This window comes from Streptomyces kronopolitis (assembly GCF_050953795.1).
Taxonomy (GTDB): domain Bacteria; phylum Actinomycetota; class Actinomycetes; order Streptomycetales; family Streptomycetaceae; genus Streptomyces; species Streptomyces kronopolitis_A.
In genome coordinates this window covers 3,680,961-3,700,206 of sequence record NZ_CP191850.1, presented here as the reverse complement: position 1 = coordinate 3,700,206, position 19,246 = coordinate 3,680,961, and the positions used below count along the sequence as shown (strand labels likewise).

Sequence of the window (19,246 nt, the reverse complement as noted above, 5' to 3'; positions counted from 1 at the left end):
CCGCGGGCGGACCCGGAAACCGCGGGGGCGGGACGCGTCGCGGGCCGGTAGTTTCCGACAAGCCGTCGGTAAGATGTTGCGCACCTGGTACCGGGCGTGGTGACATGGGGAGAGACCCCTAGTTAGGTCAGCCTAAGTAGCCAGCCTAGCTTCTGTCGCTTTGCCCCAGGAGCCCCGGGAGGCGTCCATGTCCGCCCAGCAGCCCTCTCCCACGCCCGACGGGCGCGGGATCGCCGCCCTCGCGGCGGCCGGGCGCGCCGCCCACGAGGCGCGCGAGACGCCGACCATGGATGAACTGCTGGCGGCCTGCGCGGCGGCGAGCGCCGTCTCCACGCCCCCCGACACCGCCGACGAGGCCCGCCGCGACACCGCGGGGCCGGACGGCGGGACGCGGGAGCCATGCGAGCCGGAAGGGACGGACGGGGCCGGGAGCGGACCGCTGTCCACCGGCGGCCGCGACGCGGCGTAGCCCGTAGGGGCGACACCCGGCGGCGGGCCGGCCACGTGCGGTCAGGGGACGACGACGACCTTGGTGCCGTGCAGCGCGAAGTCCCACATCGCCTTGCCGTCCTCGCGCGACTCACGGATGCCGCCGGTCTTCTTCCCCGCGCCCGGGTCGGGCCGCGAGCCGTCCACGGCGGCGCTGAAGCCGACCGTGACGCCGCTGACGCTGGTGAACCGCACGACGTGCTCGATGGCGATGCCGTCGGAGCCCGTGACGCTCACCGACCGCGAGCCGACCGCGTAGGTGCCCCGCGGCGGGCTGACCGTACTGGGCGTGACCGTGAACGTCCGCTGCGCCGTGCCCTTCGTGCCGACCAGCCAGACCCGCTTGGCGGCGAGCGAGTAGACGATCCGCTGGCCCGCGCCGGAGGCGGCCGGAACCGGGGCCGGGGCGGGGGCGGGGTCCTTCGTGTTCTTCTTGTCGTGCCCGTCCGGGTGGCCCTTGGGGGCCTGGTGATCGCCCCTACGGGCCTGGCTGAGGGTGTCCGGGGCGGACGCCGAGGCCTGGTACCCGAGCACCCCGACCGCGACCAGGGCCGCCGCCGTCAGCGCGGTGACGATCGTGCTGCTCTTAGCGGGCACCGCTGTGCCACCTTTCCTCACCACTCCCCGGCGGGGAGGCCCGGTCCTGGACGCCGGGCTGCATGCTGCTGACTACGGGGGCGACGGTAGCACCGGAACGGGGACCGCCCGCCGAGCCGTAGTCTTGAGGGCGTGCTGCTGCTAGCTCTTGACACCGCCACCCCCGCCGTCACCGTCGCGCTCCACGACGGATCCGGCGTGCTCGCCGAGTCCCGTCAGGTGGACGCCCGCCGGCACGGTGAACTGCTGCTGCCCGCCGTCGACCGGGTGCTGGCCGAGGCCGGCCACACGCTCGACGCGGTCAGCGACATCGTGGTCGGCGTGGGCCCGGGGCCCTACACCGGCCTGCGGGTCGGCCTGGTCACCGCCGCGACCTTCGGGGCGGTGCTCGGCGTCCCCGTCCACGGCCTGTGCACGCTCGACGGCCTCGCCCACGCCGCCGGGCTGACCGAGCCCTTCGTCGTGGCCACCGACGCCCGCCGCAAGGAGGTCTACTGGGCGCGCTACGAGCCCCGTACGGCGTCCGGCCCGGCGACCCGGCTGACCGAGCCCGCCGTCGACCGCCCCGCCGACATCGCCGCCGAGGTGGCCGGCGTCCCCGCCGTGGGCGCGGGCGCGCTGCTCTACGACACGGTCTTCACCGGCGTACGGCGCGACGGGCCCGAGCACCAGTCGGCCGCCGCCCTGGCCGCGCTGGCCGTGCGGAAGCTGGCGGCGGGCGAGGAGCTGCTGCCCCCGCAGCCGCTGTACCTGCGCCGCCCGGACGCCCAGGTCCCGGCCAACTACAAGGTGGTCACCCCCCGGTGAGCGTCCGCCCCTCGCCCGACCCGCGCCCCCCGGCGCCGCCGCCGGACGGCTCCGCGGACCGCGACCCGGTGCTGCGCGAGATGCGCTGGTGGGACCTCGGGCCGGTGCTGGCGCTGGAACGGGAACTGTTCCCCGAGGACGCCTGGTCGCCCGGCATGTTCTGGTCCGAGCTGGCCCACGCGCGCGGCCCCCGCGCCAGCCGCCGCTACCTCGTCGCCGAGCGGGACGGCCGGCTGCTCGGCTACGGCGGACTGGCCGCCGTCGACGGCACCGGCGACATCCAGACCATCGCCACCGCCCGCGACCGGTGGGGCTCCGGCCTCGGCGCCCGGATGCTCACCGAACTGCTCGGCGCCGCCACCGACTTCGAGTGCCACGAGGTGCTGCTGGAGGTGCGGGTCGACAACCTCCGCGCCCAGCGCCTCTACGAGCGTTTCGGCTTCGAGCCGGTCGGCTTCCGCCGCGGCTACTACCAGCCCGGCAACGTCGACGCCCTGGTGATGCGCCGCACCACCCAGACCTCCTCCGAAGCACCTCCCGTACAAGGAACTTGAGACTCATGGCTGACTCACGCGGCGGACCGCTCGTCCTCGGCATCGAGACCTCCTGCGACGAGACCGGTGTCGGCATCGTCCGCGGCCACACCCTCCTCGCGGACGCGGTCGCCTCCAGCGTCGACGAGCACGCCCGCTTCGGAGGGGTGGTGCCGGAGGTGGCCTCGCGCGCCCACCTGGAGGCGATGGTCCCCACCATCCAGCGCGCCCTGAAGGACGCCGGCGTCGCCGCCTCCGACCTGGACGGGATCGCGGTCACCGCCGGACCGGGCCTGGCCGGCGCGCTGCTGGTCGGCGTCTCGGCCGCCAAGGCGTACGCCTATGCCCTCGGCAAGCCGCTCTACGGCGTCAACCACCTCGCCTCGCACATCTGCGTCGACCAGCTGGAGCACGGCCCGCTGCCGGAGCCGACGATGGCGCTGCTGGTCTCCGGCGGTCACTCCTCGCTGCTCCTCGCGCCCGACATCACCGCCGACGTACGCCCCCTCGGCTCGACGATCGACGACGCGGCCGGCGAGGCCTTCGACAAGATCGCACGGGTGCTCCACCTCGGCTTCCCCGGCGGCCCGGTCATCGACCGCTACGCACGCGAGGGCAACCCCGACGCGATCCGCTTCCCGCGCGGACTGACCGGCCCCCGCGACCCGGTCTACGACTTCTCCTTCTCCGGCCTGAAGACGGCGGTCGCCCGCTGGATCGAGGCCAAGCGGGCGGCCGGCGAGGAGGTGCCGGTGGCGGACGTCTCGGCGTCCTTCCAGGAGGCCGTGGTGGACGTGCTGACCCGTAAGGCCGTCCGGGCCTGCAAGGACAACGGCGTGGACCACCTGATGATCGGCGGCGGGGTGGCGGCCAACTCCCGGCTGCGGGCGATGGCCCAGCGCCGCTGCGAGGACGCCGGCATCACGCTGCGGGTGCCGCGGCCCAAGCTGTGCACCGACAACGGCGCGATGGTCGCCGCCCTGGGCGCGGAGATGGTGGCCCGCGGCCGCGCGGCCTCCGCCTGGGACCTGTCCGCGGACTCGTCGCTGCCGGTCACCGAGCCGCACGTCCCCGGCGAGGCTGCCGACCCGCAGACGCACGGCCACGGCCACGGCCACGGCCACGGCCACGGCCACGGCCACGGCCACGTCCACGAGGTGAGCAAGCACAACCTCTACTCCTGAGAGGGCGGCCGCCGCGGGGACTTGGTTTGTCGTTCTTCGCGTGCTGTGGCCTCCCCCCGCCCGGTGCGTGGTCCGAGGTCTTACCCTGGCAACCAGCACCGGGCGCGCACGTGGGGAGGCGGCAAGGCTGTGGACTGGTTCTGGTGGGTCTTCATCTTCTTCATGGCGGGCGGATTCGCGAAGGTCGCCGACACCGCACGCACGGCGCTGCGCACCCGGCACGAACGGAAGATGGAACGGCTGGAGTCCGCGCGCCAGGAGCGCCAGGAACTCGCCGCCGCCCACAAGCAGCCGGAGCCGGTGTGCGGCTGCACCCACCACCTCGCCAAACACGACAAGCGGGGCAAGTGCCATGAGCGGGTGGAGGTGGCGGTGGTCTGGGACGAGGACCACCGGCCGGTGCAGTACGAGGCCGGCCAGTGCACCTGCCAGCAGTACATCGGCCCGCAGCCGCTCTCCCAGATCTACGCCGAGGACCTCACCGACCTGACGTGACCGGCTCCCCGGCCGCCTCGGCGGCCGGCCGGCCCAGCAGCATCGAGGGGGCGCCGTCGACCCGGGTGAGGAAGATCGTGCAGGAGTTGCGGCCGCCGCCCAGCTTCAGCTTCTTGCGCAGCTCCTCGGGTTCCACCGCGGACCCCCGCTTCTTGATCACCGCGATCCCGACCCCGCGCTCGCGCAGCAGCGCCTTGAGCTTCTTGACGTTGAACGGCAGCACGTCGGTGAGCGCGTAGGCGGTCGCGTACGGCGTGGCCGTCAGCCGGTCCGCGGTGATGTACGCGATGGTCGGGTCGATCAGCCGGCCGTCGAGCTGCCGGGCGACGTCCGCGACCAGATGGGCCCGGATCACCGCGCCGTCCGGCTCGTACAGCCACTCCCCGACCGGTCCCACGGGGGCCCGGTCCGCCTCGTCCCCGGCCGGATCCGGCCGCGCGGCGCCGAGCAGGGAGTCGCCGGCCGGCAGCAGGGTCGCGCGGCGGCCGCCCCGGACCGGACCGTCCGAACCCCGCGAGGCCGGCCCGAACCACACCACGGCCTCCTTGACGTCGCCCCCGTCCGAGATCCACTCCGTCTCGGCGTCCGCGGGCAGGGCCTCGTGCGGAACCCCGGGCGCGATCTTCAGCGCCGCGCACGGCGCCGCACGGGCCGCCTCCACGGCCCACGACAACGGCGGCGCGTACGCCTCCGGATCGAAGATTCGGCCCCCGCGCTTCGTGCTGCGCCGCGCCGGATCGACGAACACCGCGTCATACCCGGCGGTGTCCACCTCCGTCACGTCCGCGCAGCGCACCTCGATCAGATCCGCGAGCCCCAGCGCCTCCGCGTTGGCCCGGGCCGCCGCGCAGGCCAGCGGATCACGGTCGACGGCCAGCACCCGGATCCCGGCCCGGGCCAGCGCCAGCGCGTCACCGCCGATGCCGCAGCACAGATCGGCCAGCGTACGGACGCCCAGCGCGGCGAAGCGGGCCGCGCGGTGGTCGGCGACGGTGGTGCGGGTGGACTGCTCGACACCGTTCGGCGTGAAGTACATCCGCCGCGCGTCCGCCCCGAACTTCGCCACCGCGCGCTGCCGCAGCCGGGCCTGGCCGAGCGCGGCGGAGACCAGCTCCGCCGGGTGCTCCCGCCGCAGCCGGGTGGCCGCCGCCAGCTCGTCCGCCGGATCGTGGTCCCGCAACTCGGCCAACAGAGCCTGTCCCTCCGGGGCGAGCAGGCCGGCAAAAACGTCGAGGTCATTCACGGGTCCATTGTCTCCCCACGTTTTTGGCTGTCCCGCCGTGGGGGTTGCTCACCTTTCCGCTGCGCGGGGCTGTTTCGTACGGTGTCGGCTGTCCCGCCGTGGTGGTTTGTCGCCGTTGCGCCGGCGGCGGGCGGGGTCCGCTGCGCGGGGCTGTCGGGTGCGGTGACGGACCTCCGGGGCCTGGTGTGTGGACTGCTTCGCTTTACGTCCACACACCAGGCCCCTCCGGCCCGCCCCCTCCCGTTTGGGGGAGGGAGGAGAGGCCGGTGGGGGTGAACGTGGCCGGTCCAGCGCGCCTGATGCCTCGCACAGAAACAGGCCCCCACGGCCCGCCCCCACCCACCGAAACTTCTCTCCCCACGGGAGGGGACGGGCCGGAGGGGGTGGGTGTTCGGACGTAAAGCGAAGCAGTCCGAACACCCACCCCCGCAGGTCCGTCACCGCACCCGACACCCACCGCCCGCCGCAGGCGCAACGGCGAGCAACCTCCACGGCGGGACAGCCGACAACGTGGGGGAGACGGTGAAGCGCAGCGGACCGGCCGCAGGCGCAACGGCGACAAACCCCCACGGCGGGACAGCCGACACCGTACGAAACAGCCCCGCGCAGCGGACAGCGCACCGCGAAGCGGGCGACAAACGGCGAGAAACCCCCACGGCGGGAAAGCAGAAAACGTGGGAAGAACTACGCCGGCTCCCGCCGGCGCTGCGCATGGTCGCTGATGCGGAGCAGTAGCGCCACCATCACCCAGTTCGCGACGAGGGAGGAGCCTCCCTTGGCGAGGAAGGGCAGGGCCTTGCCGGTCAGGGGGATGAGGCCGGTGACCCCGCCGGCGACGACGAAGACCTGGAGCAGCAGGGCCCCGGAGAGCCCGACCGCCAGCAGCTTGCCGAAGGGGTCGCGCGCCGTCAGGCCGACCCGCATCCCGCGCTGGGCGAGCAGCACGTACAGCATCAGGACGGCCATCACCCCGGCCAGGCCCAGCTCTTCGCCGACGGTGGTGAGGATGAAGTCGCTGTTGCCGGCGAATCCGATCAGCTCGGGGTGGCCCTGGCCCAGGCCGCTGCCCGAGATGCCGCCGCTGCCGAAGCTGAACAGGGCCTGCGCGGCCTGGTCGGAGATCAGGCCCGGTGGCCGCTGCCCCGGGGGCAGGAAGATGTCCATGGGGTGCAGCCAGGCCATGATCCGGCCCTTGACGTGCGGTTCCGTCGAGCCCACGACGGTGGCCCCGACCACGGCCATGGCGAGGCCGCACAGCACCCAACTGGTGCGCTCGGTCGCCATGTAGAGCATGATCACGAAGACCCCGAAGAAGATCAGCGAGGTGCCCAGGTCCCGTTCGAAGACCAGCACCAGCAGGCTGATCACCCAGATCGTGAAGATCGGCGCGAGCTGCCGTCCCGGGGGCAGCTGGACGCCCAGGACCCGTCGTCCGGCCAGCGCCAGCGCGTCGCGGTTGACGGTGAGATAGCCCGCGAAGAACACCGAGATCATGATCTTCACGAACTCGCCGGGCTGCAGCGACAGGGGGCCCAGCAGGATCCAGCGCTTGGCGCCGTACATGTCGGCGCCGAAGAAAGCCGGCGCCATCAGCAGCACCAGCGCGACCGCTATCGTCAGATAGGTGTAGCGCTGGAGAATGCGGTGGTCGCGCAGCAGCAACAGGATGGCGATGCAGGTCGCCACCCCGATCACCGTCCACACCAGCTGGCCGCTCGCGGCCTCGGCGATCTTCAGCCGGGGCGTCTGCGCATAGGTGACGTCCAGGCGGTGCAGCAGCACCAGGCCGATCCCGGTCAGCAGCGTCGCCAGCGGCAGGATCAGCGGGTCGGCGCGCGGCGCGTAGCGGCGCAGCACCAGATGCGGGACCAGCGCCACGAACAACATGCTGACGGCGAAGCCGGTCAGCCCGCCGGGCAGCCGGCCGGTCATCGACAGCCCGGTGTAGGCGTAGCCGAAGTCCGCGATCAGGACGACGAGGGTGAGCAGCCACGCCTCGGTCCGCCGGCGGTCCGGTGCCCGGGCCAGCGCGGCGAACGTCATGGTGCGTTCCGCTTCGCTCTCCGGCCGCGCGGCGGCCCGGGGCACGCTGGTCAGTCCACGCACGGGAGTCCTCCGCCATCGGTCGTCGAGGCCGCCGGCCGTCCGGGAGTGCGTCCGGTTCGCCGGTTCGGCAGCCGGGGAGGTAGACGAGGCAGCCGGTGGCGTGGTTGCGGGGGAAGGGGAGGTGTGTCCTTTTTGACGGAAAACGGACCCCTCGCGTCCGGGAGGAACGCCCCTGAATCCGCCCGGATCCCGCCGTGAGGGAGTGCCTGCACCCGCCCGGACCCGGTCGCGAGAGCGCCCGAACCCGCCGGGATCCCGCCGCAGATGGGCCGCGCCCGGGCGGCGGGGGCCGGGTCGTCGCGGGGCGGGTCAACCCGGCGGTGGCGGAACCTCCCCCCGCCGCGCTGGCACTCCGCTTGACCGAGTGCTAACCGCGTCATAGTCTCGGCGTTGGCACTCTCCAGTGGGGAGTGCCAGACATACAGCGACGGGCAGGTCCGGCACCCGCGACGACGGATCGACCTGGTCGCCACCTCAGACAGTTAACCCCGTGAGATCTCCGAAGGGGGAGGTCGGATCGTGACGACCACCAGCTCCAAGGTTGCCATCAAGCCGCTCGAGGACCGCATTGTGGTCCAGCCGCTCGACGCCGAGCAGACCACGGCCTCGGGCCTGGTCATTCCGGACACCGCCAAGGAGAAGCCCCAGGAGGGCGTCGTCCTGGCCGTGGGCCCGGGCCGTGTCGAAGACGGTAAGCGCATCGAGCTCGACGTCACCGTCGGCGACGTCGTTCTCTACAGCAAGTACGGCGGCACCGAGGTGAAGTACAACAACGAGGAGTACCTCGTTCTCTCGGCTCGCGACGTTCTCGCGATCGTCGAGAAGTAAGTCACCGGATTTGCCGTGATCTGCGCCCCTGGTTCCCGCGTCTAAACAACCCGGGGCAGGGGCGCAGTTCGTTTGAGCGACAGCGGTCCCCACTGCGTGGCCGAGGATCGCAATGAGAGGACTTGAAGCAACCCATGGCGAAGATCCTGAAGTTCGACGAGGACGCCCGTCGCGCCCTTGAGCGCGGCGTCAACAAGCTTGCCGACACCGTCAAGGTGACGATCGGCCCCAAGGGCCGCAACGTCGTCATCGACAAGAAGTTCGGCGCCCCGACCATCACCAACGACGGTGTCACCATCGCCCGTGAGGTCGAGATCGACGACCCGTACGAGAACCTTGGCGCGCAGCTCGTCAAGGAGGTCGCGACCAAGACCAACGACATCGCGGGTGACGGCACCACCACCGCCACCGTGCTGGCCCAGGCGCTGGTCCGCGAGGGTCTGCGCAACGTCGCCGCGGGTGCCTCCCCGGCCGCGCTCAAGAAGGGCATCGACGCCGCCGTCAAGGCCGTGTCCGACGAGCTCCTCGCGACCGCGCGCCCGATCGACGACAAGTCCGACATCGCCGCCGTGGCCGGCCTGTCCGCCCAGGACAAGCAGGTCGGCGAGCTGATCGCCGAGGCGATGGACAAGGTCGGCAAGGACGGTGTCATCACCGTCGAGGAGTCCAACACCTTCGGCCTGGAGCTCGACTTCACCGAGGGCATGGCCTTCGACAAGGGCTACCTCTCGCCGTACATGGTCACCGACCAGGAGCGTATGGAGGCCGTCCTCGAGGACCCGTACATCCTGATCCACCAGGGCAAGATCGCCTCGATCCAGGACCTGCTGCCGCTGCTGGAGAAGGTCATCCAGGCCGGCGCCTCGAAGCCGCTGCTGATCATCGCCGAGGACGTCGAGGGCGAGGCCCTGTCGACCCTGGTCGTCAACAAGATCCGTGGCACCTTCAACGCCGTGGCCGTCAAGGCCCCCGGCTTCGGTGACCGCCGCAAGGCCATGCTCGGCGACATCGCCACCCTCACCGGTGCCACCGTCATCGCCGAGGAGGTCGGCCTCAAGCTCGACCAGGCCGGTCTGGACGTGCTGGGCACCGCCCGCCGCGTGACCGTCACCAAGGACGACACCACCATCGTCGACGGTGGCGGCAAGTCCGAGGACGTCACCGGTCGCGTCGCGCAGATCAAGGCCGAGATCGAGAGCACCGACTCGGACTGGGACCGCGAGAAGCTCCAGGAGCGCCTCGCCAAGCTCGCCGGTGGCGTCTGCGTCATCCGCGTGGGTGCGGCCACCGAGGTCGAGCTCAAGGAGAAGAAGCACCGTCTGGAGGACGCCATCTCCGCGACCCGCGCCGCGGTCGAAGAGGGCATCGTCTCCGGTGGTGGCTCCGCTCTGGTCCACGCCGCCAAGGTGCTGGAGGGCTCCCTCGGCAAGGAGGGCGACGAGGCCACCGGTGTCGCCGTCGTCCGCCGCGCCGTCGTCGAGCCGCTGCGCTGGATCGCGGAGAACGCGGGCCTCGAGGGCTACGTCATCACCTCGAAGGTCGCCGAGCAGGACAAGGGCAACGGCTTCAACGCCGCCACCGGTGAGTACGGCGACCTGGTCAAGGCCGGCGTCATCGACCCGGTCAAGGTCACCCGCTCCGCCCTGGAGAACGCCGCGTCCATCGCGTCGCTGCTGCTGACGACCGAGACCCTGGTCGTCGAGAAGCCCGCCGAGGACGACGCGGCCGAGGCCGGCCACGGCCACGGCCACGCGCACTGACGTGAGCTGACACGGTGACGGCAGGCCTGCGGGCCCGCCGTGGACCGTCTTCCGAAGACCCGGCTTCCGCTTCGGCGGGGGCCGGGTCTTCGGGGTTTTTGGGGAGGGGAGGGGCGGGGCGGGGAGGGGTTTTACGGGGGGCTCTCGGGGGCTTTCTGGGTTCCCGGGTTTGGGGCTTCCAGGGCTCCGGGGTGAGCTCGGGTTTCGGGATCCCCGGGGCGGCCTCGGACGCCAGGGGCCCCGGGGCGGTGGCTTCCGTAACTCGTCCCCTGGTGTGTTGTTTCCGCGCCGCCCATCCCCTGGTGTGTTGTTTCCCCGCCGCCCACCCCCCTTCGGGGGGTGGGCGGGACTGGAATGGAGGGGAGCCCCGTGTGCGGCCGCGCGGCCGTGCGGCCATGCGGGGGCGCGGGGGGCGAGGCCCGCCCCGCCCGTGCGCGCTTGCCGGGCTCCCGGGCACCCCGCCCGTGCGCGCCTGCTGGACCCCGGACCGGCGCGCTATGCCGAGCGGTGCAGATGCTCCAGTCGTACGGGGGCGCTGAAGGGGCGGCCGTGTGCGTACCGTTCGAGTTCGTCGAGGGCGTGGTCGGCCAGGCGGTGGAGTTCGGTGCCCAGGGACCCCGCCACGTGGGGCGTCAGCAGGACGTTCGGGAGGTCCCACAACGGCGAGCCGGGCGGCGGGAGTTCGGGTTCGGTGACGTCGAGGACGGCGTGCAGACGGCCGCTGACCAGCTCGGGGAGCAGCGCGTCCGGGTCGACCAGGGAGCCGCGGGCGGTGTTGATCAGGGTGGCGCCGTCGGGCATCAGGGCCAGTTCGGGGGCGCCGAGCAGATGGCGGGTGGCGGGCAGTTGCGGGGCGTGCACGGTGACGAGGTCGCTGCCGGCGCAGAGCGCGTCGAGGGGGACCGGCGTCACGGCGAGCCGGGCGGCTTCGTCCGCGTCCACGTACGGGTCGTAAAGCAGCACCCGCAGGTCGAACGGGCGCAGCAGTTCGATGACGCGGCGGCCGATGCGGGAGGCACCGATGATGCCGATGGTGCGGTGGTGGTTGCCGGCGCCGTCGAGTGCGTCGGCCCAGTCATGCGGTGCGCGCAGGTCCCGGTAGCGGTGGGCGGCGTGCAGCACGCGCTTGTTGGCGAAGAGGATCGCGGCGAGCGTGTACTCGGCGACCGGGAGCGCGTTGGCGGCGGCGGCCGAGCTGACGGCGATGCCGCGCTCCCAGCAGGCGTCGGTGAGGTGATGCCGTACCGAGCCGGCGGCGTGGATGACGGCGCGTAGCCCGGGCGCCGCGGCCAGGACGGCGCCGGTGAGCGGTGGGGCACCCCAACCGGTGAGGAGGACCTCGGCCTCGGCGAGGGCGGCGGCGACCGCGGGGGAGGGGGCGGTCAGGTCGTGGGCGACGAGGTGCGGGTCGGTACGGGCCAGGGCCGTCAGGCGGGTGCGATGGCGGGTGTCGAGCAGCCGGCCGGCGATGCCGGGCTCCATCGACAGCAGCACGGCGGGCCGGGCGGGAGGGTTATCCACAGGCCTGGCGGGGTGGTCAGGGGTCGGGTGCATAGTGAGGAACGTGCTCCTTCGCGGTCGCCCGTCAGTGCGCGTCACCTGCCGCCACCGTCGGGGGGAGCGGCACCTCAGTGTGTCGCCGCGGAGCCGTCGGTGCGAGGGCGCCGGGGGCGGACGGCGGGGAGCGGACCGGTACGGAAAGGGGGCGGAGACGTGAGGACATGGGGGAGTGCGGGCCGCCATCGGCCTTCTCCGGGGCATCCGCCCTGGGCGCTGCCGCCCGAGGACCGCCGCCGCAGCCCGTACACCGGCTGGACCCGGGCCCATTGGGAGGTGACGGCCGATGCCCTGCTGCGGGCCACCGCCCGCCATGCCTCCCCGCAACACGGCCTGATCGTGCTCCCCGGGGCCCGCCCCAGTTCCTCCGGCCCCCGCTCGGACGGCCTCGAAGGCTTCGCCCGTACGTTCCTGCTCGCCGCGCTCCGGGTGGCCGGCGACAACGGACACGATCCACACGGCCACCTCCCCCGTTACGCCGAGGGGCTCGCCGCGGGCACCCGCAGGTCCGGTGCCGCCCGCGAACCCACCCCCGCCGACCCGGAGTCCTGGCCCCGCATCGAGACCGTGCGCCAGGCCCGCGTCGAGGCCGCCTCGCTCGCCCTCGGGCTGCGCCTGACCCGGCGATGGCTGTGGGACACCCTCGACGAGCGCGTCCGCACCCGCGTCGCCGAGTGGCTGCTGCCGGCCCTGGGCCCGTCCCCCGTCGACAACAACTGGTGGCTCTTCGGTCTGACCGTCGGCGGTTTCCTGCGCGAGACGGGCATCGAGACCGACCGTTCCGGGGCGGCCATCGACCGTGCGCTGACCCGCATCGAGGACTGGTACCGGGGCGACGGCTGGTACGCGGACGGCGACAACCGCGCCTTCGACCACTACAACGGCTGGGCGCTGCACTTCTACCCGGTCCTGCACGCCCATCTGGCGGCCGACCGGACCCTGCTGGCGACGTACGGCCCCCGGCTGCGCGCCCAACTGGACGCCAGCACCCGCCTCTTCGACGCCAACGGCGCGCCTCTGCCCTTCGGCCGCTCCCTCACCTACCGCTTCGCCGCCGCAGCCGCCCCGTGGCTGGGCGCCCTCACCGGCCACACGCCGCTCACCCCCGGTGCCACCCGCCGTCTCGCCTCCGGTGCCGTGCGCCACTTCCTCGACCGCGGCGCCCTCACCCCGGACGGCCTGCTACCCCTCGGCTGGTACGGGCCGTACGCGCCGATGCTCCAGAGCTACTCCGGCCCGGCGTCGCCGTACTGGGCGGCCAAGGGCTTCCTCGGCCTGCTGCTGCCCGCCGGCCATCCCGCCTGGACCGCCCCCGAGGAGGCGCTGCCCGCCGAAACCGCCGACGCCGCCGGGCCCTTCGGCACCACGGGCCTGCTGCTCCAGTCCACCGCCTCCGACGGACTGGTCCGCCTCCACAACCACGGCAGCAACTCCGTCCGCACCACCCCCGACCCCTATTACGCCCGCTTCGCCTACTCCACCCGCACCGGGCCCACGGCGCCCACCGACGACGACCCGGCCCTGCCCGACAACCACCTCGCCCTGCTGCTCGACGGCCGCCCCACCACCCGCGGCCCCGCCGTCCCGCAGGCCACCGGCCCCGATCGGGCCTCCTCCGTCCACACCCCGCGCGCCCCCGACGGCACCGAACTCGCCGGCATCCGGATCCTGTCCGCCACCCTCGTCCACGGCCGCGCCGAACTCCGCGTCCACCGGGTCACCGGCGCCGCCCCCGGCACCCGCGTCCGCCAGACCGGCTGGGCCACCACCCCCGACGGCCCCACCGCCCAGCTCCACCCCGTCCACGGCTACGACACCCCGGCCCGCCGCACCCCTACGGGAAGCACCCTCATCGGTCCCCGTACCGCGACCCTCGCCGTGGAGGGCACCGTCACCGCCGGTCCCGGGGGCACCCTCTTCGCGGCCCTGGCGTCGCTGACCGCCGACCCTGACCCGGCCCCCGTCCACACCCTGGCGACCGTCCGCCTCACCCGGCACGGCATGGAGGTCACCTGGCAGGACGGCACCCGCACCCGCCTCGACCTGCCCCCGCCGGACACGGAGGATGACGGGGTGTCAGGGCAGGTGTCCCGGCCATGAGGCGAACCGCCCCCGGGCTCCGGAACCGGGCCCTCACCGCCCGCCGTCACCGCTCCGTGTCGTCACGGCTCCCCGCACCCCCGTGCTTCCGGTCGGCGCGCCCCCACGGCGCCGCGTCCGCCGGCGCGGAAGGCGACCGTGCGTCAGCGCGGCCCGAACTTCCGGCCCGTACGGGAGGTGACCCCGCCCAGCACGCCACGGGGCGCCAGCTTCACCGCGCCCATCAGTGCCTTGTAGCGGGGGTCCGGAATGGACAGCGACTTGCCCCGTGTCAGGTCCTTCATCGCGGCGTCGACGAGCTTGTCCGCGTCCAGCCACATCCAGCCGGGGATGTTGTCCGTCCCCATCCCGGCCCGCTGGTGGAACTCGGTCCGGACGAACCCGGGGCACAGCGCCATCAGCCGCACCCCGCTGCCCGCCAGATCCCGCGCGGCGCCCTGGGTGAACTGCACGACCCACGCCTTGCTCGCGCCGTAGGTGCCGCGCGGCACGAACGCCGCCACCGACGCCACGTTGACCACCGCGCCGCGCCGGCGGTCCCGCATCCCGCGCACCCCGGCCGTGGTCAGCCGCAGTACGGCCTCGCAGTGCACCTTCAGCATCGTCAGCTCGTCGGCCATCGGGACTTCGAGGTACTCGCCCTTGTTGCCGAACCCGGCGTTGTTCACCAGCAGATCCACCGGGTGCCTGGTGTCCGAGAGCCGCGCCTCGACGGCGGCGATGCCGTCCTCGGTGGCCAGGTCGGCGCTCAGCACCTCCGCCTCGATGCCGTGCCGGTCGTGCAACTCGGTGGCCTGCTCGTGCAGTCGCTTCTCGTCCCGGGCCACCAGCACCACGCTGTGGCCGTCGCTCGCGAGCCGTCGGGCGAACGCCGCCCCGATGCCCGCCGTGGCTCCTGTGATCAGTGCAGTCGTCATACGGGCACGCTATCCGCACCGGCCGCGGGGCCCGAGCCCCAACCCCACCGACGCGGCCACCCCCTCCGAGCGCCGCGCCGCCGTCCGCCGCCCCGGCCGGAAGCCCACCGTCCGCCGCCCGCGGGGGCCTTGCCGCCCGGGCACCCCGCACCACCCGGGCCGGCCGTCCGGCCCCGGGACTCAGGCTTTCCTTCGCTCCTCGTACGCCAGCACCCGTCGCCGCGCCTCCGCCGGGAGCGCCTCACCCGCCTCCAGCAGCCGCGGCAGCAGCTCCCGACGGAGGGTCAGGGCCTGGAACATCAGCTGGATGGTCACCTCGTGCGCCGGGCGGTGCACCAGCTCGACGGCGTCCCCGGCGCTGATCTCGCCCGGCTCGATCACCCGCAGATAGGCGCCGGGCACCGAGGCCTGGGTGAACCGCTTCAGCCAGCCGTGCTCGCCCAGCCACCCCTGGAACGTCCGGCAGGGAATGCGCGGACAGCTCACCTCCAGCAGCAGCCGCGGGCCCACCCGCCAGCGGTCGCCGATCAGCGCGCCGGTGAGTTCCACCCCTGCCGTCGTGAGGTTCTCGCCGAACGACCCGTTGGCCAGCTCGCGGCCCAGCTCCCGCTCCCAGTCGTCCAGATCCTCCCGGGAATAGGCGTAAACCGCTTGGTCGTCGCCGCCGTGATGGCGCAGATCGACCACCGCGTCACCGGCCAGCCCGCTGCCGCCGGTGCCCTTGGGTCCCGGGGCGGTCACCGCCACCGGTCCGTCCACGGGTCGCTTGTCGATACCCGTGCCACCCACCGCGTCGGTGTGCCCGGACGGTGCGGGCCGCCCCACGTTCACGGTCAGCAGCTTCATGTGGCGCTCCGATTGCTCGCTCGACGTGGCCCCCGAGGGCCTCCTCAGCATCTTCCCCGTTCGCCGCCCGTCATGGAGCGGCGAAGCGGGCCGGCGCCACGTATCGCGCGTCCGCCCAAAAGCATCGGCACACTTTTTCCCGATCAACCCAAGACCCGCTTATGCTTGGGGCATGATCGAGGCCCGTCATCTCCGTGTGCTGCGTGCGGTCGCCCGGACCGGTTCGTTCTCCGCCGCCGCGCGCGAACTGGGCTGTACCCAACCGGCCGTCAGCCAGCAGATGAAGGCGCTGGAACAGTCCGCCGGCACCCCGCTGCTGGTCCGTACGGGCCGGGAGATGCGGCTGACCCAGGCGGGCGAGTCACTCGTGCGGCACGCCGTCGGCATCCTCGCCGGGCTCACCGCCGCCGAGGAGGAGATCGCGGCCATCGCGGGCCTGCGCGCCGGACGGGTGCGGCTGGTGTCCTTCCCCTCCGGCAGCTCGACGCTGGTCCCGACCGCTCTGGCGGCCATGCGCGCGGCCCACCCGGGCACCCGGGTCTCGCTGGTCGAGGCCGAGCCCCCGCGCTCGATCGAGATGCTGCGCAACGGCGACTGCGAGATCGCGCTCGCCTTCCGCTATCCGGAAGTGCGCGGAGCGGACCCGGCGGCCGCCGCCGAGTGGGACGACCTGGTGGTGCGGCCGATCCTGGCGGACCGGCTGGTGGGCCTGGTGCCGGACGGGCACCGGCTGGCGACGGCGAAGAGCGCGCACTTCTCCGAGCTGGCCGACGAGCCCTGGATCGCGGGCTGTCCGCGCTGCCGCCGGCATCTCGTGGAGGTCTGCGAGAGCGCCGGCTTCACCCCGCGCATCGACTTCGCGACGGACGACTACCCCGCGGTGATCGGCCTGGTCGGCGTCGGCCTGGGGGTCGCCGCGCTGCCCGAGCTGACCCTGACATCGGTACGCCTCAAGGGGGCCACGGCCGTACGGATGGAGCCCGCCGTCCACCGTGAGATCGTCGCGCTCACCCTGCCGGATCTGGCACACGTCCCCGCCGTCGAGGCCACGCTCGACCAGCTGGCGGACGCCGCGGGCCGCTGAGCGAACCCGCGCACCGGGCCGTCCCCGCACCGCCCTCCGCCGAGATTCCGGCACCCCGACACCACCCACCCGGCCCGCGTCACCGCACCCGCCCTGCTACACCCGCACCCGCCCCCCCGCCCCACCTCGGTCAAGGCGCCCGGCCGCACGCGCCCGGCCACCCCCGCACCCGACCGCATCCGCGCCCGCCCGCCTCGTCACCGCACCCGCCCGCGCTGAGTTACACCACCACACCCGCACCTGGCCACAACCACACCCGCACCTGGCCACACCCGCACCCAGCCACACCCGAACTCGTCCCGCATCGTCACTGCACCCAACGCACCCAACGCACCCAACGCACCCGACGCACCCGCGCCCAGCCGCACCACCACCCCCATCCCTCCCCCGCCGCAAAGCCCCCACCCGAGCCCGCAGACGCACAGCTCTTGCAGGAACGTTTCTTCAGGGGCGATCCGCTCCGCGTGGGTCAGGCGCCCGGGGTGCTCGCGTGGCCGGTCATGGAGGACGCGGGGATCAGCCGGTGGCGGGCCCGGCCCATGAGCTCCTCGCGTTCGTCCTCCGTCAGGCCGCCCCAGACCCCGTAGGGCTCACGGACGGCCAGTGCATGCGCCGCGCACTCGGCCCGTACCGGGCAGCGCATACAGACTTCCTTCGCCGATGTCTCACGCGCACTGCGGGCCGCTCCGCGCTCACCCTCCGGATGGAAGAAGAGGGAGCTGTCCACGCCACGGCAGGCGGCCAGCAGCTGCCAGTCCCACAGGTCGGCGTTCGGGCCCGGGAGGCGGGAGAAATCTGCCATTGCGTGTCCCCTCGAAGCGATGCTGGTGCGGGCTCGGTGCTCACGACGGTACATCTACTGTCGAAGTAGATGTAAATATGACTCATTGCGAATCTAGCCACAGTCACCACGAAAATGGAAGAAAGAGAGCTAAATAGGGCATATGGTGCACGCGCGGATGCCGGTCGCCCATTGAGTCGTCTGCGTATCCGGCTCCTTACGGAGCGTGCTGAACTCGGTCGCCGAAGCCGTAACTCTTTCGAGTGACCGTCGTTGAGTGTGCGGAGGCGATTGGCAGAGGTAGCCGTAGGGCAGGTGTCCGAGGCCGTCAATCGCAACAGGTGACGATACGTACCAGCCTGGAGGCTCAAGGTGACGCGCATCAGCTGCGGAGGACGGTCATGACATCCGTCCTCGTCTGCGACGACTCCCCGCTTGCCCGAGAGGCGCTCCGTCGGGCGGTTGCGACCGTGCCCGGCGTCGAGCGCGTGACGACCGCGGCCAACGGCGAGGAAGTCCTCCGCCGCTGGGGCGCCGATCGCTCGGACCTTATTTTGATGGACGTACGGATGCCCGGTCTCGGCGGTGTCGAGACCGTGCGCCGGCTGCTGTCCGCCGATCCCGGCGCCCGGATCATCATGCTCACGGTGGCCGAGGATCTGGACGGGGTCGCGCTCGCGGTCGCCGCCGGTGCCCGCGGCTATCTGCACAAGGACGCCTCGCGCGCCGAACTGCGGGCGACGGTGACCCAGGCGCTGGCCGACCCGACGTGGCGGCTCGCCCCGCGGCGGCTGCGCTCCGCCGAGATGGGCGCCGCACCGACGCTCACCGCGCGGGAGATCCAGGTGCTGGAGGGCATGAGTCACGGCCGCTCCAACGCCGAGATCGGCCGTGAGCTGTTCCTCTCCGAGGACACCGTCAAGACGCATGCCCGGCGCCTCTTCAAGAAGCTCGGCGCCTCGGACCGCGCACATGCGGTGGCCCTGGGCTTCCGCTGGGGACTGGTCCGCTAAGGCGTTATGACGTGCAGCGATGCGGGGGAGTGAAGATCCCCGCCCGCCCTGCGGCGGGCGGGGTGGCAGGGTGCCCCGCAGGCCGCCGCGTCCGCCGGCGGTCCGATTCGCCGCGCGGTGCCGCATCCTTGAGGTATGGAGTTCCTCGGGGACGGGTCGGTCGGGCACGAGGGGAGGGCGCAGGACATGACAGCCGGCGCACCTGCCGCGCATAACGCTTCAGTGCACAAGTACGGACCTGATGCCGCGGATCGTGCGGCGCCAAGGCACCATGGTCCGATGCGTGAGGACGGGAAGCAGGAAATCGGCGATCTCGTCGCCCGCGCAGTCGAGGGCGACCAGCGGGCCACCCACGACCTGCTGGCCCATGTGCACCCCCTCGCCCTGCGCTACTGCCGCACCCGGCTGTCGCGGCTGCCGGGTGACGCCCGGCACTTCGTCGAGGATCTGGCACAGGAAGTGTGTGTCGCGGTGCTCTGTGCGCTGCCGCGCTACCGCGACACCGGCAAGCCCTTCGAGGCGTTCGTCTTCGCCATCGCCGGCCACAAGGTCGCCGATCTGCAGCGGGCGGCGATGCGGCACCCGGGCAGCACGGCCGTGCCGTCCGACGAGATGCCGGAGCAGCCGGACGATTCCCTCGGTCCCGAGGAGCGGGCGCTGCTGAGCAGCGACGCGGAGTGGGCCAAGAAGCTGCTGGCGAACCTTCCGGAGAACCAGCGGGAGCTGGTCCTGCTGCGGGTCGCCGTCGGGCTGACGGCGGAGGAGACCGGGCAGATGCTGGGGATGTCGCCCGGCGCCGTCCGGGTCGCCCAGCACCGTGCGCTGAGCAGGCTGCGGGCGCTCGCCGAGCAGTAGCAGATTCCCGGTCCGCGCGGCGTGGATTCGCCGTAGAAATACACAAGTGAC

The 19,246-nt window shown here is 72.9% G+C and carries 18 protein-coding genes; 11 read left to right on the top strand and 7 right to left on the bottom strand.

The features are described from left to right. Positions 1-187 precede the first annotated feature (187 nt). Positions 188-469, top strand: a complete 282-nt coding sequence (locus tag ACQP17_RS16150; RefSeq protein WP_433856948.1) for a hypothetical protein — start codon at positions 188-190, stop codon at positions 467-469. Between the two features lie 41 nt (positions 470-510). Here the strand turns inward: ACQP17_RS16150 and ACQP17_RS16145 are convergent, their stop codons facing one another. Then, positions 511-1,086: a hypothetical protein gene (locus ACQP17_RS16145; RefSeq protein WP_433856947.1), complete on the bottom strand. Its 576-nt coding sequence runs from the start codon at positions 1,084-1,086 to the stop codon at positions 511-513. 132 nt (positions 1,087-1,218) lie between these two features. Here ACQP17_RS16145 and tsaB point away from each other — a divergent pair, with 132 nt between their 5' ends. The 4 genes from tsaB to ACQP17_RS16125 all read left to right on the top strand — a co-directional run bounded on the left by tsaB (position 1,219) and on the right by ACQP17_RS16125 (position 4,105). Continuing rightward, entirely contained in the window at positions 1,219-1,893 is a 675-nt protein-coding gene (gene tsaB, locus ACQP17_RS16140) for a tRNA (adenosine(37)-N6)-threonylcarbamoyltransferase complex dimerization subunit type 1 TsaB (RefSeq protein ID WP_433856946.1), read from the top strand. Continuing rightward, the gene (rimI, locus tag ACQP17_RS16135; protein WP_433856945.1) at positions 1,890-2,447 is read left to right on the top strand and encodes a ribosomal protein S18-alanine N-acetyltransferase; all 558 of its coding nucleotides are present in this window, start codon (positions 1,890-1,892) and stop codon (positions 2,445-2,447) included. The genes tsaB and rimI overlap by 4 nt, the downstream gene beginning before the upstream one ends. A gap of 5 nt (positions 2,448-2,452) precedes the next feature. Next, complete coding sequence (gene tsaD / locus ACQP17_RS16130; RefSeq protein ID WP_433856944.1) at positions 2,453-3,610, top strand: tRNA (adenosine(37)-N6)-threonylcarbamoyltransferase complex transferase subunit TsaD; 1,158 nt, start codon at positions 2,453-2,455, stop codon at positions 3,608-3,610. Positions 3,611-3,739: 129 nt separating this feature from the next. Continuing rightward, positions 3,740-4,105, top strand: a complete 366-nt coding sequence (locus ACQP17_RS16125; protein ID WP_433856943.1) for a hypothetical protein — start codon at positions 3,740-3,742, stop codon at positions 4,103-4,105. Here the strand turns inward: ACQP17_RS16125 and ACQP17_RS16120 are convergent. After that, positions 4,089-5,348 (bottom strand): THUMP-like domain-containing protein, encoded by a 1,260-nt coding sequence (locus ACQP17_RS16120; RefSeq protein WP_433856942.1) that lies wholly within the window; start codon positions 5,346-5,348, stop codon positions 4,089-4,091. The two genes, ACQP17_RS16125 and ACQP17_RS16120, sit on opposite strands and share 17 nt — an antisense overlap. A gap of 684 nt (positions 5,349-6,032) precedes the next feature. After that, positions 6,033-7,391, bottom strand: coding sequence for an FtsW/RodA/SpoVE family cell cycle protein (locus ACQP17_RS16115; protein ID WP_433859917.1), 1,359 nt, complete (start codon positions 7,389-7,391; stop codon positions 6,033-6,035). A 582-nt stretch (positions 7,392-7,973) separates the two neighbouring features. Between ACQP17_RS16115 and groES the strand changes: the two genes are divergently transcribed. Both groES and groL read left to right on the top strand, forming a co-directional pair. Next, positions 7,974-8,282, top strand: a complete 309-nt coding sequence (gene groES / locus ACQP17_RS16110; protein WP_189101048.1) for a co-chaperone GroES — start codon at positions 7,974-7,976, stop codon at positions 8,280-8,282. A gap of 134 nt (positions 8,283-8,416) precedes the next feature. Beyond that, a complete protein-coding gene (gene groL / locus ACQP17_RS16105) occupies positions 8,417-10,042 on the top strand; it encodes a chaperonin GroEL (RefSeq protein WP_189101158.1) in 1,626 nt (541 codons plus the stop codon). A gap of 495 nt (positions 10,043-10,537) precedes the next feature. Here the strand turns inward: groL and ACQP17_RS16100 are convergent, their stop codons facing one another. Then, positions 10,538-11,596, bottom strand: coding sequence for a hydroxyacid dehydrogenase (locus ACQP17_RS16100; protein WP_433856941.1), 1,059 nt, complete (start codon positions 11,594-11,596; stop codon positions 10,538-10,540). A 159-nt stretch (positions 11,597-11,755) separates the two neighbouring features. On the opposite strand from ACQP17_RS16100, the gene ACQP17_RS16095 reads away from it, so the two are divergent. Continuing rightward, positions 11,756-13,699 carry a DUF2264 domain-containing protein gene (locus ACQP17_RS16095; protein ID WP_433856940.1) on the top strand — a complete coding sequence of 648 codons (1,944 nt, stop codon included), beginning with the start codon at positions 11,756-11,758 and terminating at the stop codon, positions 13,697-13,699. A 143-nt stretch (positions 13,700-13,842) separates the two neighbouring features. Here the strand turns inward: ACQP17_RS16095 and ACQP17_RS16090 are convergent, their stop codons facing one another. Both ACQP17_RS16090 and ACQP17_RS16085 read right to left on the bottom strand, forming a co-directional pair. Continuing rightward, entirely contained in the window at positions 13,843-14,616 is a 774-nt protein-coding gene (locus ACQP17_RS16090) for an SDR family NAD(P)-dependent oxidoreductase (protein ID WP_433856939.1), read from the bottom strand. Between the two features lie 180 nt (positions 14,617-14,796). Beyond that, positions 14,797-15,462, bottom strand: a complete 666-nt coding sequence (locus tag ACQP17_RS16085; RefSeq protein ID WP_433856938.1) for an MOSC domain-containing protein — start codon at positions 15,460-15,462, stop codon at positions 14,797-14,799. Positions 15,463-15,634: 172 nt separating this feature from the next. Between ACQP17_RS16085 and ACQP17_RS16080 the strand changes: the two genes are divergently transcribed. Further along, the gene (locus ACQP17_RS16080; protein WP_189101039.1) at positions 15,635-16,546 is read left to right on the top strand and encodes a LysR family transcriptional regulator; all 912 of its coding nucleotides are present in this window, start codon (positions 15,635-15,637) and stop codon (positions 16,544-16,546) included. 469 nt (positions 16,547-17,015) lie between these two features. Here the strand turns inward: ACQP17_RS16080 and ACQP17_RS16075 are convergent, their stop codons facing one another. Next, positions 17,016-17,348: a WhiB family transcriptional regulator gene (locus tag ACQP17_RS16075; protein ID WP_433856937.1), complete on the bottom strand. Its 333-nt coding sequence runs from the start codon at positions 17,346-17,348 to the stop codon at positions 17,016-17,018. A gap of 380 nt (positions 17,349-17,728) precedes the next feature. Between ACQP17_RS16075 and ACQP17_RS16070 the strand changes: the two genes are divergently transcribed. Next, a complete protein-coding gene (locus ACQP17_RS16070; RefSeq protein ID WP_003948568.1) occupies positions 17,729-18,340 on the top strand; it encodes a response regulator transcription factor in 612 nt (203 codons plus the stop codon). 279 nt (positions 18,341-18,619) lie between these two features. Beyond that, complete coding sequence (locus tag ACQP17_RS16065; RefSeq protein ID WP_040899000.1) at positions 18,620-19,195, top strand: sigma-70 family RNA polymerase sigma factor; 576 nt, start codon at positions 18,620-18,622, stop codon at positions 19,193-19,195. The last annotated feature ends 51 nt before the right edge of the window (positions 19,196-19,246 follow it).